At 68.4% G+C, this 13,792-nt stretch carries 10 protein-coding genes; 5 read left to right on the forward strand and 5 right to left on the reverse strand.

Features of this window, described 5'->3' with window-relative positions; genetic code table 11:
• Positions 1–142 precede the first annotated feature (142 nt).
• Positions 143–1,261 carry a Vgb family protein gene (locus tag ACWDAK_RS33490; protein WP_344640751.1) on the reverse strand — a complete coding sequence of 373 codons (1,119 nt, stop codon included), beginning with the start codon at positions 1,259–1,261 and terminating at the stop codon, positions 143–145.
• 426 nt (positions 1,262–1,687) lie between these two features.
• Between ACWDAK_RS33490 and ACWDAK_RS33495 the strand changes: the two genes are divergently transcribed.
• Complete coding sequence (locus ACWDAK_RS33495) at positions 1,688–2,224, forward strand: hypothetical protein (RefSeq protein ID WP_344640752.1); 537 nt, start codon at positions 1,688–1,690, stop codon at positions 2,222–2,224.
• A gap of 31 nt (positions 2,225–2,255) precedes the next feature.
• Positions 2,256–3,320: a peptidase gene (locus ACWDAK_RS33500; RefSeq protein WP_427395636.1), complete on the forward strand. Its 1,065-nt coding sequence runs from the start codon at positions 2,256–2,258 to the stop codon at positions 3,318–3,320.
• A gap of 45 nt (positions 3,321–3,365) precedes the next feature.
• On the opposite strand, the gene ACWDAK_RS33505 is transcribed toward ACWDAK_RS33500, so the two are convergent.
• Positions 3,366–4,640, reverse strand: coding sequence for a hypothetical protein (locus tag ACWDAK_RS33505; protein ID WP_427395635.1), 1,275 nt, complete (start codon positions 4,638–4,640; stop codon positions 3,366–3,368).
• A gap of 592 nt (positions 4,641–5,232) precedes the next feature.
• Here ACWDAK_RS33505 and ACWDAK_RS33510 point away from each other — a divergent pair.
• Positions 5,233–6,060 carry an MBL fold metallo-hydrolase gene (locus ACWDAK_RS33510; protein WP_427395634.1) on the forward strand — a complete coding sequence of 276 codons (828 nt, stop codon included), beginning with the start codon at positions 5,233–5,235 and terminating at the stop codon, positions 6,058–6,060.
• A 326-nt stretch (positions 6,061–6,386) separates the two neighbouring features.
• Here ACWDAK_RS33510 and ACWDAK_RS33515 read toward each other — a convergent pair whose 3' ends face one another.
• Both ACWDAK_RS33515 and ACWDAK_RS33520 read right to left on the reverse strand, forming a co-directional pair.
• Entirely contained in the window at positions 6,387–7,307 is a 921-nt protein-coding gene (locus ACWDAK_RS33515) for a glycoside hydrolase family 16 protein (RefSeq protein WP_427395633.1), read from the reverse strand.
• Positions 7,308–7,989: 682 nt separating this feature from the next.
• Positions 7,990–9,330 carry a hypothetical protein gene (locus tag ACWDAK_RS33520; RefSeq protein ID WP_344640757.1) on the reverse strand — a complete coding sequence of 447 codons (1,341 nt, stop codon included), beginning with the start codon at positions 9,328–9,330 and terminating at the stop codon, positions 7,990–7,992.
• Positions 9,331–10,132: 802 nt separating this feature from the next.
• Here ACWDAK_RS33520 and ACWDAK_RS33525 point away from each other — a divergent pair.
• On the forward strand, positions 10,133–11,350 hold the full coding sequence (locus tag ACWDAK_RS33525) for a Dyp-type peroxidase (protein WP_344640758.1): 1,218 nt from the start codon (positions 10,133–10,135) through the stop codon (positions 11,348–11,350).
• A gap of 77 nt (positions 11,351–11,427) precedes the next feature.
• The gene (locus ACWDAK_RS33530) at positions 11,428–12,471 is read left to right on the forward strand and encodes a YVTN family beta-propeller repeat protein (protein ID WP_427395632.1); all 1,044 of its coding nucleotides are present in this window, start codon (positions 11,428–11,430) and stop codon (positions 12,469–12,471) included.
• Between the two features lie 85 nt (positions 12,472–12,556).
• On the opposite strand, the gene ACWDAK_RS33535 is transcribed toward ACWDAK_RS33530, so the two are convergent.
• Entirely contained in the window at positions 12,557–13,630 is a 1,074-nt protein-coding gene (locus tag ACWDAK_RS33535) for a PP2C family protein-serine/threonine phosphatase (RefSeq protein WP_344640760.1), read from the reverse strand.
• Positions 13,631–13,792: the final 162 nt, after the last annotated feature.

Consider the following 13,792-nt stretch of genomic DNA (forward strand, 5'->3'; position numbering starts at 1 on the left):
GGGTTAACGGTGCCGGTGCCCGGTCCCAAATGCCGGACGCCGCGCGGATCACACGCCGCGGACGTGACGCCCATCGAAAACGCCAAGACTGGCGGGAGCGGGGACCGACCCGGCATGGTGCGGGTTCACGCCGCCGGCCCTGTCAGGGGGTTACCGTTCCGATCTGGCTCGCGGAGTTCTCGGTGAACCAGAGATTGCCGTCGGATCCGGTGGTGATCTCCAACGGGCTCGCGCCGGAGGTCGGGATCGCCACCTCGGAGATCGTCCCCGACGTCGTGATCTGGCCGATGTCGTTGCTGGCGTTCTCGGTGAACCACAGGTTGCCGTTCGGTCCGGTGGTGATGCCCCACGGGAACGGGAAGACGGCGTCCGTGAGGTTGTAGGCGGTGAACGAACCCGCCGTGGTGACCTGTCCGATCTGCGTTGCTCCGGCGTCGGTGAACCACAGGTTGCCGTCGGGCCCGGCGGTGATGCCGACGGGCAGCGAGTTCAGCGAGGGGACCGCGAACTCGGTGATCGTGCCGCCGGTGGTGATCTGGCCGATGCTTCCGGTCAGTAGTTCGGTGAACCACAGGTTGCCGTCCGGCCCTGCGGTGATGCTCAGCGGGTAGGCGCCGGAGGTCGGGAGCGCGAACTCGGTGACCGTGCCGCCGGTGGTGATCTGGCCGATGTTGTTGCCACCCGCCTCCGCGAACCAGAGGTTGCCGTCCGATCCGACGGTGATGCCCCACGGGTAGGCGCCGGAGGTCGGGAGCGCGTACTCGGTGAACGTGCCACCGGTGGTGATCCGGCCGATCTTGTCGACGTTCGACTCGGTGAACCACAGGGCGCCGTCCGGCCCGGTGACGATCTCAGCCGGCCCGGCGTTGGTGGTGGGCACCGAGTACTCGGTGAAGGTGCCGGTCGTGGTGACGCGCCCGATCGCGTTGGCGGCGTTCTCGGTGAACCACAGGGCGCTGTCCGGCCCCGGGGTGATGCCGACCGGGGCCGAGTTGGCGGTGGGTGTCGCCAGTTCGCTGATGGTGGGGGTCTGGCGGGGCTGTGGCGCCCTCGCTCGGAGGTGTTTCCCCCCGGCGAGGCATCCGACGAGCCCCGTCGGCCCCCGGTGCCGGAGGCAGGACTTCACCCACGGGCGCAGGGATCCGGGACGGTGCGGGCAGGCGCCGAAGGCGACGGTGCCGGTCGCGCCGACAGCGGCCGTCAGGGCCAAGACGACGAGCGCACGGTAGAGCCGCCTGAGACGGCCAGGACGGTGGGACATGAGACACCTTTCGGAAGGACACCCCGGGAGCCGGACCACCGGTATGGCACGCATCACCGGTGTCGGGCTTATAGGTGGGAGAGATGGCGCAGCCGCCCGATACCGCGACACGCGACTCATGCCGATAGCGCCTTCGCGATCGCGCTGCACACCTACAATCCCCACTGAGTTGACGTCAGAAACGCCAATTGGAGCGGAATGTTGGACTTGCTTCCTCGGGATCCAGCATCACGTCTTTCCTATGATTGTATTCTGTAAATCCTCTGGACATCTGATCATGCGCTCGATTCCCGCTTCAATCCCTGGGGCTCCGTTTTCGCGCTCCATCGCGGGGAGAGTGGCGTTAATCGCCATATACGAATATGAGCCCACATCGGACTGGCACCGAATCGTGCCGTTCCATGCTTTGACGACGTAGGAGAGCCCATGCGTATCCGATATTCCCTGGTCGCCGGAGCCGCGACCGTTGTCGCCGTCGCCGGAGTGGCCAGCGCCGCGCCCGGTGACACGACGGTCACGTTCTCTGTCTCGGGTGGCTCGTTGGCGATCTCCGTCCCGGGCTCGGCAAGCCTGGGAGGTGGGGCGCCCGGAAACAGCATCAGCGGACAGCTGGGCAATGTCACTGTCACCGACGCCCGAGCTCTGCTCACGGCCGCCTGGACCGCGTCCGTGACCTCCACCAGCTTCAAGACCGGCGGTGGCACGACCGCGGAGACGGTCCCGACCAGCGCGGTCTCCTACTGGTCGGGAACCGCGAGCGCCACGACCGGCCTGGGTACCTTCACGCCCGGCCAGGCCACGGCGGGCCAAGCCCAGACCCTCGACACCAGCCGCGTCGCCTACAGCCTCAGCGGGGGCACCGGCGACAACTCCGCGACCTGGAACCCCACGCTCGTCATCGCTATCCCCGCCAGCGCGGTGAACGGCACCTACACCGGGACGGTGACACATTCGATCGCATAGCCGGGCCCGCCGGTTGTGCACGGCAGCGGCGGTGCTCGCATTGGCCTACGGCGCAAGCACCGCCCCGGTCGGCGCTCAGGGCGAGACGCCGCCCTCCGAGGGCAGCATCGGCCTCAAGCTCCTCGACGCGCCCCGGGACCGTGAACCCGACCCGCGCGCACACATGTACATCGTGGACCACCTCGCGCCCGGCGACGTCATCCACCGCCGGCTGCAGGTGACGAACACCTCCGACGTCGACCAGCGCGTCGACCTCTACGCGGGCTCCGCCGTGGTCAACGGCGGTACCTTCACCATGGATGCGGACCGCACCCCGAACGAGCTCACGACTTGGGTTTCGGTGGACGACTGCATCTCGGACTCGGATGTGTCCAGCAGGGCGACGGACTGCGGCACACCCCGGACGGAAGGGGCCACCCGGTCGTCCACGCCGCCGTCCGCCGCCGTCCGCGACGTCCCGGCGCACGGCACGGCCGTGGTCCGGGTCAGCGTCCGGGTGCCACCGAAGGCGTCCGCCGGCGAACGGTACGCAGTCCTCTGGGCGCAGATCGCGGGCGCTGCCGGCCCGGCTGCGAACATCCGCTTGGTCAACCGCGTGGGAGTCCGGATCTACCTCGATGTCGGTCCCGGTGGTGACCCGCCGTCCGACTTCCAGATCGAGGAGCTGACTCCCGCGCGTGCTTCCGACGGCACCCCGAGGGTGGTGGCCAAGGTCCACAACACCGGCAAGCGTGCCCTCGACCTGACCGGAACCATGTCGATGACCGACGGGCCGGGATCTCTCAGCGCAGGTCCCTTCACGGCGAACCTCGGCACCACGCTCGGCGTCGGCGAGGCCGAGCCTGTCACCGTCCCCCTGGACGGGCGGCTTCCCAACGGCCCCTGGAAGGTCCGCCTCACACTGGCCAGCGGTCTCATCCAGCACACCGTCACGGCCACCATGACCTTCCCCGGCGGCCCCCAAGCCGCCGCGCCGGTCAAACCGACCGTGGCGGACTCCGCTTCGATGGTGCCGGGCCTCACCGTGGGCGTGTCAGCCGTCGTCCTCCTGGTCGTCAGTGGCTACGGGATGGTTCGCCGCAGGCGGGTGAGCTGAAACCCACCCGCATCCGGATGCGTTCACCGGCAGGGGACCGCGACCTCAGGCGACGGAGTGGGTCACGGTGCCCGTGTAGGCGCCGTGAACCGCGGGGGCGGGGATCGTGATCACCACGGTGGGGCTCCAGCTCGTGGAGTTGTTCCCGTTGCCGCTGGCGGTGAAGGCGGTTCTCGGGCTGCTGAGCGCCTGTGCGGCCGAGGCGCTGCTCTGACCCGGTGTGGCCGTCACAATTCCGTTCGTGTTCGTCGCGGGTCCGGACCAGTAGGAGGCGTTCGAGGTGGTGATCGTCTCGGCGGGCGTGGCGCCGCCGGTGGTGAAGTTGGTGGCGGACACCGTCGCCGTCCAGGTGCTGGTAGCCAGTCCTCGCTGGTCCGAGACGGTCACCGTGCCGAGGGCCGCGCTGAGGGTGCCGCCGGGCGCCGCGGTGCCCAGGCCCGCGGTGGCCGGCACGCTGATCGACAGCGTTCCCGTGGTCGGGATGACGGTGATCTGGGAGCTGTTGCTGTCATTGGTCTCGACGCTGTCCACGACCGCGCGGGTGAAGCTGGCCTTGCCCCCGGATGCGGCCGTCAGTTTCCCCGAGGCGGTGTAGATCGTGCCGCCGCCGGTGATCGAGGTGCCGTTTCCCGTGACCGCGACCCCCGCGGTGTTGTTGCGGTCGGCGATGACCGAGAAACCGGCGAAGGCCCCCGTGGTCGGTGCGCTGAGAGTGGTCTTGCCACCACTCTGGTCGGTGAAGGCCGCACCACTGGTGCCCGCCGCGCACGCCGTCGGATAGGAAGGACAGGCGAGGTAGATCGTCACCCCGGTGCCGTTCACCTTCCCACCGGAAATCGTCATGCCGGTGGTGCCGGTGATGACGTACGTGCCGGGATTGAGTGTGAGCGTGCCGGTCACGGACGAAATGCTGGAGTACACCCCCGGATTGATCGTCTGGTTCCCCGTGACGTGGTTGACCGAGGGATACGGCGGGGTCGGCGTCGAAGGACAAGCCGACGCGGCCGGGCACTGGGCCAAGGAGGCGTAGGGGTCGGTGCCGGCGGGCTGGTTGGTCGGGGCCGGGCTGTACGCGCCGCCGCTCGACGTGGCGAAGCCGGCCGGTGCCGCCGGGCCGCCGATGGTACCCCCGTTCGCGATGACCGAGGTGCTCCCACTTACGAGCGCGGCCTGACTGTTCGTCGAGTTGACCAGGATGCTGCCGGTGACCTGGACGCTGCCGGGGTGGACGTAGAGGGCGTCCGCAGCACTCGGGTTGAGGACGCACAGGCTCGCCGTACACGCGGTCGCGGCCCGGGCGGCGTCGGACGGACCGGTCACGACCCAGGCCAACGCGAACGCGAGGGCAACGACCGCAGCACAGACCGCGCGTGGCAGGCGGAGCCGTCCGCGGGTGAAGATGTGTCCGCTCGCGACCGGACGGCCGGGACCCAACACCCGGGGCGCGTCAGAACGGCATGCCGGAGCATCGACCGGCCCAAGGCTTCCCCCCACACATCGCTCAGCACCCGTCCGGGCGGTGCCTGAGAATCCAACGGCGAGTCTCGCCATCACGTCCGCCATCGTCAGCATGGATCAGAACGTATCAAATACCCCATATTGGATACGTGTTCCTGCGCCCGGTAACGCCCGTCAAGCGTGTCGGGCTCATGGCGACTCGACATCGGTCCGCGCCGCGACCGCGAGGCAGACCGCCTCGTCAAACGCCTGAAACTCAAGTACGCCGACCCGCCCAAGGGCTGGAAACGTCAACCGACCAGACGCATCCCACCCAAGATCGTCAAGCTCCTCCCCAAATTGATTTAGAAGCTCAAGCAACGGCATTGGTCGCCCCCACAGGACGGCAGCCGGGCCTGGTCTCCGCGACGGCGACCGGCGACCAGCGACCGACCGGACGACAAAGGAGACGTCAATGGCAGAGTTCGCACCCGTACCCGATTTCGCCCTGGGCCCGGAGATCCCCGAATCCGGCTATCACGTCACGGAGTTGGGCGGCGGCGCCTACGGAATCACCAGCGGGATGGTCAACACCGTATTCCTGGTGACCAAGAAGGGCGTCGTCGTGGTGGATGCCCCTCCGGACCTGGGTGAAGCGCTGCTGGCGGGCATCGGGGAGGTGGCCCCGAAGCCGATCACCCACCTCATCTACAGCCACGCGCACGCCGACCACATCGGCTCCGCCCACCTGCTGGCGCGCGACGACCTGAAGATCATCTCGCATGAGCTCACCGCCCGGTTCATCAAGGAGGCGCACGACGACGATCGTCCACTGCCCAACGAAACCTTCACGGGGACGAGAAGCGAACTGAGCATCGACGGCGAGCGGTTCGTCCTCGAGTACACGGGCGACTGGCATCAGCCGGGCAATCTCTTCATCCACCTCCCGGAACAGAAGGTCCTGACGGCGATCGACAGCTTCACGGTCAAGAACGCGCCGTTCTTCCGGCTGCTCTTCTCCGCCCGTGTGCCCGCGTACTTCGCCGCCATGGACCAGATGCTGGAATACGACTTCGAGACCGTCGTATCCGGTCACATGGCCCTGTTCGGCACTCCCGAGGACGTGCAGACGAACCGCGAGTACATCCGAGACCTGCGAACCGCCGCCACCGAGGCACTGTGCGCGGTGGACCTGCGGGAGGCCGCCGCCGCTGCCGGCGTACCGGACAACAACAAGCAGGCGCGACTCAAAGTCTGGATGGACACTCCCCCGGCCCTGGCAGAACTGACGGATCACCACTGACGGATCGCCAGACCGCAGGTCGGGCCGATAGCTGAACGCCTGTTTCTCAAACCTCTCCGTCGAAGTGAGCTCTGGGTGAAGCGCGGCGGGGCGCCGACCGCTGTGGTCGGCGCCCCGCCGACCAGGGAGAAAGCTGATCGTCCATGGTTGGGCAGTTGGGCAGTCGGACACCGGTGCCGATGCCATCACGAAGTCGATCGTCCGGCCTGCTGGTTCACGGACGAGCGCGGTGACGGTTCGCATCAACTCGACCGGCTCGTTGCCGGAGGGCTGGATCTGTCGTCCAGCGCCAGTCAGGCCGTGGGCGCGAACCGGCTACCACGCCATCAGCGCCACACGCGCACATACGCTGCCGAGAACGCGATCGGCTCCCGGTCACGCGGGGCGGCATGGTACTCGCCGGCGTCGACCGACAGGTTGAGGATCAAGTAGGCGGACCAGTCGTCGCCCACGCCGGTGTGGTCGGAGAACACCTTGGCCCCGTTGACGTACCAGTCGTTGCAGGTGGCACCGTAGTGCACTCCGATCGTCACCCACCTGCCAGGGGCGATCGCATGTGCGTTGGTGTAGTAGTAGCCGGCCGGACGAACGTGGTTGGTCAGCTCCAGCAGACTGGCGTGGTCCGGGTGATATTCGAAGGTGTCGACCTCGCCGTTGCCGTCCTTCCAGGTCCACAGCGCGGGCCACGCTCCCTGCTGCGTGGGGAGCTTCACGCGGGTCTCCATGTAGTCGCCGGTCCTCGCCTGGAAGCCCTGCGCGGTTCCCTCGGTGGTGAGCATGCCCGTGTCCCAGGCGCGCCGTCCGTTTTCCAGGTCACGCTGGCTGCGGCGGGCGGTGAACGTCGCGGTGCCACCGGACACGGTCACGGCCGAGGAGGCAAGCCAATCAAGCTTGGCGTCATCCGGATTGTGACTGCCATACCGGTAGGCACTCGTCCGCCTGCCCTGCCAGCGATCTCCCCATGCAATGGCCGAGCCGAAATCCTCGTTGAACACGAGGTTTTTCCCGGCGGCCGGGGAATGGCCAACCTCTTGCGTTGGCGGTGTAATCGTCAGCATTCGGGCGCCGAGCTCATGATAGCCCGTCCGGTCTTGGTAGTACCCGAACTCGATATAGCTTCCCGCTTCGAATGCGCGCTTTCCAGTGGTGACCGTCAGCCCGGATGGGCAGATGCGCACCTGGTGCGCCGCCCCCGGGAAGTCCAAGTTGGTCCCCCGCTCGTCGCGGACTGCGACGCCGAGCGACATGACCGTCGAACACCGCCTGGCGCGCACGGTCAGAGTCGCAGCTGCCGGCACTGATGCGGAGGCCCTCGACGGCGCAAGCGAGACCTGGATGGCATCTGGCCCCACTGCCACTGCAGGCAGCGGAGAAAACAGGAGGAACAACACGGAGGAAACTGCCGCCGATAAGAGTCGCACCACAGCGCGCACAGGCACTCCACGGGTTACTTGAGGGCCCTCAGGCAGGCCATTGCGCGCCTGAGGCAGCGGAATGAAACATCAGCCTCGCGGGGCCTGAATATTCCCCGCCATTCCGACAGTACGGAGCCTTCCACCTCTTCGCCACCCGAATGAAAAGGCTACAAATTGCTAAGGCTCTCACCGAGAACGACGTGGTCCTGGTCGACACCACGGCGGACACCGGCCGCCATGGACCCGGCGGAGCCGCAACCGTGGTGCGCCGGCATTCACCGCGATCAGCCCCCCGCCGTATCGTCCCCTTCTCCGCCGCCTCCCTGGGACTGCTACTGCTGGCTGTCTCCCACCCCCTGCTAGCCACGATGCGATGGTGAATCGCCGAGGATCCACCTCCGGGTGGACCGAGTCAAGCCCTCCGCGCAACGGCCCGGTCACCTCGATCGACTGGCGGTGGCGAGTCAGCGAGGCCCAGCGCGACCGCCCCTCGCACGATCCTGCAGGCACACTCTCAACGCGGAGCGCCCGGCTTGAGGACGACGGAGCCGTAGTGGTTGGCGAAGAAGTACGAGTAGGACAGCCCTTCGTCGATGTCGCCGAACTGGTTGCTCGTCATGGACATCAGCGCCGTCGTGCTGGTGCCGTTGCCGGCGTAGGCGGTGAACAGCTGGTTGGGCGCCAGCCCCGTCGCCCTGATGTCGACTTCGTCGATGCCGGGTAGCGCCCGGATCAGTGCCGTTCCCTTGGCAGAGGTGCCGGGGACCTGCAGGGGCAGGTTCTGCGTACGCATGCCCAGGCCCTGCCGGCCCAGGTTCTGCGTCGTGGTGGCCGGAGCGTTGCGTGCCACGTACACCAGGGCCATCGGCGACTGGCCGATGGGCATGGTCGTGGTGACGGACATGGTTCTGGTGTCGATGACGTCGACCGCGTCGGAGTTCTGCAGGGCGACGTAGACCCTGGTGTTGTCGGGGCTCGGCCAGATGCCATGGGGTCCGTGGCCGTTGTTGTGGATGGTCTTCACCAGTGTCGGCGGCGTCCCGTCGTGCGACCGGCGGTAGACCAGGGTCTCGTTCAGCCCGCCCACGGTCTGGAGCGCGTAGTCGGCCCCGCCGACCGTGACGAAGTTGGGGTGGTTGGTGCGCGGCCCGGTGCGCAGCACGGCCTCCACCCGGTAGGTGCCGGCGTTGAGTACGGCGGTGGTCCGGCCGTTGGTGGGCATGCCCAGCCAGATCTCCCTGCCATCGGGGGAGATCGCCTCGTCGGAGGAGCCCCCGGCCTCCGCGGGGATCGGTACGCGCCTGACGATCCGGTGGGAGGCCACGTCGATCACGTCGAGCACTTGGACGCGCAGGTGGTTGACGTAGGCGAGTCTGCCGTCCGGGCTGAAGACCACCTTCGACGGCGCGTCCTCGGTGTGGATCCGGTCGACTTCCTTGCCGGCCTGCCAGTCGACCACCGAGATGTAGTCCTGGCCGCGCACGGCCACCCACAGCCGGGTGCCGTCGGGCGAGAAGAATCCCTCGTGCGGCGCGCGACCCAGGTAGACGGTGCGCACTACCTGGTTGGTGGCGGTGTCGATGACGTGCACGGCGTTGGTGGTGACGTCGATGACGTCGAGCCACTTGCCGTCCCGGGAGAAGCCCAGGCCGTGCACGTCGATCTCGCCGTCGTACATCGCTCCCAGCACGTCCGCGCTGGGGTCCATCCGCGGCTTGCCGAAGGCGATGGTGCCCAGCACCGTGTTCGTCGCGGGATTGATGACGCTGACCGTGTTGGAGCTCTGATCGGCGGTGTACACCCGGTCGTTGCCCGAGATCGGCTGTGCTCCGGGCAGTGCCGGGGCCTGGAGCAACGTGCCTCGCGCCGGCTCGGCGGAGGGAACCGCCTTCTGCGTCGGCGAGGAGCCGGGGACCGTACCGACGTGGGGGCCCGACCCCTGTACCAGCCCCGCTTCCGCCTCTTGCGTCGAGGTTGGCGAGCTGCCGATGGTCGACGTCAGGACACTCGCGGCCACGAATATCAGGACCAAGCTGTGTCTCGCACGCAATGTGCCCTCCTGAACCGGGGTGGAAGATCGCTGGGCCCGCGGACGACGGCGCGGCTCCTCGGACAACCCGCCAACCGTGGCCGTCTTGCGGGCCCGGGCGGAATCCCCAACCTGTCATCGCGCCGGTCCTGCGTCACCATCGACCGGTCTCGGACTGGTGGACAGCCGACGACAGAGCCCGCAAGGAGTCTGGTCGTCCCGACGGGTGGTCGCCGTCCAGGGCGTCTGTCCGAGTGAAATCCGGACCGGTGTCAGGCCGCCCCGGGCTCCTCGGACGGGTAGACGGCCGCCGCGACCGAATGGCACGCCCGGGATGCGGGTGAGCGCTGACCGTGGTCGCATGCCACTGTCGGTGGAACCCGTGCTCCGGACGAGTCCCCGGCACTCCGGACATCCGGAATGCGGCCGGTCACCGTCCGAGTACCGACGAGGGCGACCCCCACCGGTCATCACAGCCAGGTCGGTCAGGCGGGGTATCCGCCCAGGCCGCAGACGCACACCACCGTGCTCGATCCGAGAGGGAGAAATGGGTGACGGGAGAGGCTCAGCCCCGGCGGACTGGTGGCATGGCGGAGGGTGCCCGGCGGGTCTCCTCGCGCGACGGTCGATGCTTCAGGGCGCGGCCGCCGGCCTGGTCGGGGTGGCCGGCGGGAGCCTGCTGGGCGACCGGGAAGCCCTCGCCCGGGGAGAAGACGGCGACCGGACGACCGGGACCCTGATTCCGTTTCACGGCTACCACCAGGCAGGCATCGCCACCCCGCCCCAGACCGTTGGAGCGTTCGCGTCCTTCGACGTGACAGCCGCGAACCGTGCAGAACTCATCGAGCTCTTCCGCGCGTTGACCTCCCGGGCCCGATTGCTGACCTCGGGGCGCACGGATCCGAATGCGTCCGCGGACGCTCCGCCCGCGGACAACGGGATCCTGGGTCCCGGAGTCGTGCGGGACGATCTCACCATCACCGTTGCCGTCGGCGCGAGCCTGTTCGACACGCGCTACGGACTGCACGCACGCAAGCCCGTCCAGCTCAAGACGATGGTGCCGTTCCTCCACGACGACCTGGACCCCGAACTGTGCCACGGCGACCTGTTGCTACAGGTGTGTTCCGGTCACCGTGACAGCACCGTGCACACGATGCTCGACATCCTGAGCCACACCAAGGGCGTGCTGAAGCAGCGGTGGAGCTTCCACTGCCAGCGCAATCCGCCTCGCCCGACCGGGATTCCGCGTGACTGGTTCGGGTTCAAGGACGGCATCACCAACCCCGACACCACCAGTACATCCCAGATGGACAAGGTGGTCTGGGTGCAGCCCAACACCGACGAGCCAGCCTGGACGGCGGGCGGGACGTACCAGGTACTGCGCACCGTCCACTTCTTCCTAGAGGCATGGCAGAAGGTGCCGGTCGCCCAACAGGAACGGATCTTCGGCCGTCGGAAGATCAGCGGCGCTCCGCTGTACGCCCTCTCGGACGACGCGCCGGACACGTTCGATCCCATCTACACCAACGACCCGCAGGGACTGATCACCCCGCTGAACTGCCATGTCCGGCTCGCCAACCCGCAGACTCCTCAGACCGCGTCGACCAGCTCCATCCTGCGTCGCAGCTACGACTACGAGCGCAGTCCCAGCGTGGAGGGCCGTCCGGACCTCGGGCACCTGTTCTGCTGCTTCCAGCGCGAACTCAACACCTATATCGCCATGCAGACCCGGCTGGAAGCCGAGGCGCTCGTGCCGTACATCAGTCCGCGCGGCGGAGGTTACTTCTTCGCTCTTCCGGGAGTGCGCGACAACCAGGACTACTTCGCCCGTGGGCTGTTGACCTGACCGCTGCTTCCGGACCGGCTGTGCGGGAGACGGTCCGGGTCGCAAACCGAAGTTCCACGAAGTGCCCAGGAGGCGAGATGCGTTTCCGAATCCACACCGGCCGCGGCTTGGGCGGGATAGCGGTCCGGCCGGAGCCGGCGGCCGCCATCGGGCTCCTGCTGGCCGGTGGCCTCCTCGCCGCGCGCCTCATCCCGGCGTCGTCCCCGTCGCCCTCCGCCGCTCCACTCGCGGGTGTCACAGGCCACGTGTACGTCACCAATCAGCTCGACAACACGGTCTCGGTGATCGACGCCGGTACCAACAAGGTCGTCGCGACCGTCCCGGCCGGCAACGCGCCTGAAGGCATTGCGATCACCCCCGACGGCAGGTACGCGTACATCGCAGACAACGGATCGGCCATGGTCTCGGTGCTCGACACCCGCACCAACAAGATCACCACCACCGTGCCGGTCGGGCACGGCCCCACCGGCGTCCGGCTGAGCCCCGACGGCACCTGCCTCTATGTCGCCAACGGCGGTTCAAACAATATCTCGGTGCTCGACACCCGAACCAACCGGGTGACCGCGACGGTCCCGGTCGACGTCTCCCCGGTGAGCGTCGCCGTCAGTCGCGACGGTGCCACGGCCTACGTCGCCAACGCCGGGTCGCACAGTGTGTCAGTCCTCGATACCCGTACCCGGCGCGTCGTCGGGAGCCTGCCCGCCGGCCGCTCTCCGGTGAGCGTCGCCGTCACCCCGGACGGCGAATCGGCCTACGTGGCCAACGAGACGGCGGCGACCGTCTCCGCCGTGGGAATCCGCACGCGGACGGTCGCCGTCACGGTCCCGGTCGGCGAAGGCCCCTTCGACGTGGCGCTGGCACCTGATGGTTCAAGGGCCTATGTCGCCGAACTCGGCCCGGGCAACGTATCCGTGATCGACACCCGTAGCCACCGCGTCTCGGCGACCGTTGCCGTGGGCCCTCCGGGCACCGACCCGTTCAACCTGGCGGTCACCTCGGGCGCGGTCTACGTCACGAACCAGGGAGCGGGCACCCTTGCGGTCATCGATCCCAAGAACCTCAGGGTTGCCGCAACCGTAGCGGTCGGCACCAGCCCCTACGGCGTCGCAGTGGGTCCGTGACCGCGGTGTCGGCCCGCTTCGACTTCTCGGCCGTGGATGAGGTTCCACCCTGCGGTCGGACACCGTCAGGCGGACACCGTCAGGCTCAGCGGCTCGGGCGCCGCCGGGCGACGAGGGCGGCGATGTCGTCGTCGAGCTCGCCGCCGCTGTAGGCGACCAGGTCGCGGTGGAGGTGCTCGAGGAGCTGGTGGGGCGCATCACCGCTCCACGAGCGGATGCGCTCGGCGAGGGGGTAGAAGGCGCCGGAGCGGTCGCGGGTCTCGGTGACCCCGTCGGTGTACAGGAGGAGCTGGTCTCCGGGGTGGAAGGGGGCGAGGTCGACGTGGTACCCGTCGCTCACCAGCATGCCCAGGTTGAGCGGCGGCGAGGGAGCGGCGGGCTGCAGCTTCCGGACCCCGCCGCGGTGCAGCAGCAGCGGGGGCGGGTGGCCACAGGTGACGGTCCGGACGACCGGTTCGTCGTCCGGGATCTCGGCGAGGAGCACGGTGATGAAACGTTCGGCGATCTCCGAGCCCGGGACCCCCGGGTACTGGGAGGCGTGGCGGCTCATGCTCGTCTCCAGGCGGCGCGCGAGGTGGGGCAGGTCGGGCGCGTCGTGGGCGGCCTCGCGGAAGGCGCTGAGTAGCGCCGCGGCCGTCTGCACCGCGAGCAGGCCCTTGCCGCGTACGTCGCCGATGAGCAGCCGGACGCCGTGCGGGGTGCGTATCGCCTCGTACAGGTCGCCGCCGATCCGGGCCTCCGCCGCGGCGGCCAGGTAGAGGCTCTCGAGCGTGACGTGCCCGAGGTGGCGTGGTACCGGGTGCAGCACCGCCAGCTGGGCGGCCTCGGCCACCGAGCGGACCTGAACCAGCTGATGGGCGCGTCGGCCCAGCAGGCGGTTGAGGAAGACGGCGAATGCCGCGATCGCCGCGAGGGTGGCCAGCTCAGAGTAGGCGGTCGCATCCCGCAGCGCGTCGAAGTCCACCATCAGGCCGACGAAGATGGCGCACGCGCCCACTCCGGTGAGCACCGTCCCCCACAGGGGCAGCAGCGCGGCGGCGGCGATCATGGCCGTGGCGAGGAAGGCATCCGGCCTGACATCGCGGGGTGTGAAGAGGCCGATGAGCAGGCCGATGAACAGCAGCAGAGCAGGCAGCACGGGCAGCAACTTGGCCCGCACACCAGCACTGTGCGGGACTCCGCGTTCCTCAGGAGACCTCGCCACCGTGTCGCTCTCCCGCGTCACACAGGTCGGGCGGCAGCCTGGGCCCGGAAGCCAGGCCACCGATTCGGGTAATTTTATCGCCGTTCGCCCGTAGCCCACGACTTCGATCCGCATGTC

Source organism: Kitasatospora sp. NPDC001175 (assembly GCF_053598215.1).

Excerpts from the sequence above, each read along its gene's own strand:
- ACWDAK_RS33490 (WP_344640751.1), bottom strand. The coding sequence starts at position 1,261 with ATGTCCCACCGTCCTGGCCGTCTCAGGCGGCTCTACCGTGCGCTCGTC.
- ACWDAK_RS33495 (WP_344640752.1), top strand. The coding sequence starts at position 1,688 with ATGCGTATCCGATATTCCCTGGTCGCCGGAGCCGCGACCGTTGTCGCC.
- ACWDAK_RS33510 (WP_427395634.1), top strand. The coding sequence starts at position 5,233 with ATGGCAGAGTTCGCACCCGTACCCGATTTCGCCCTGGGCCCGGAGATC.
- ACWDAK_RS33515 (WP_427395633.1), bottom strand. The coding sequence starts at position 7,307 with ATGTCGCTCGGCGTCGCAGTCCGCGACGAGCGGGGGACCAACTTGGAC.
- ACWDAK_RS33525 (WP_344640758.1), top strand. The coding sequence starts at position 10,133 with ATGCTTCAGGGCGCGGCCGCCGGCCTGGTCGGGGTGGCCGGCGGGAGC.
- ACWDAK_RS33530 (WP_427395632.1), top strand. The coding sequence starts at position 11,428 with ATGCGTTTCCGAATCCACACCGGCCGCGGCTTGGGCGGGATAGCGGTC.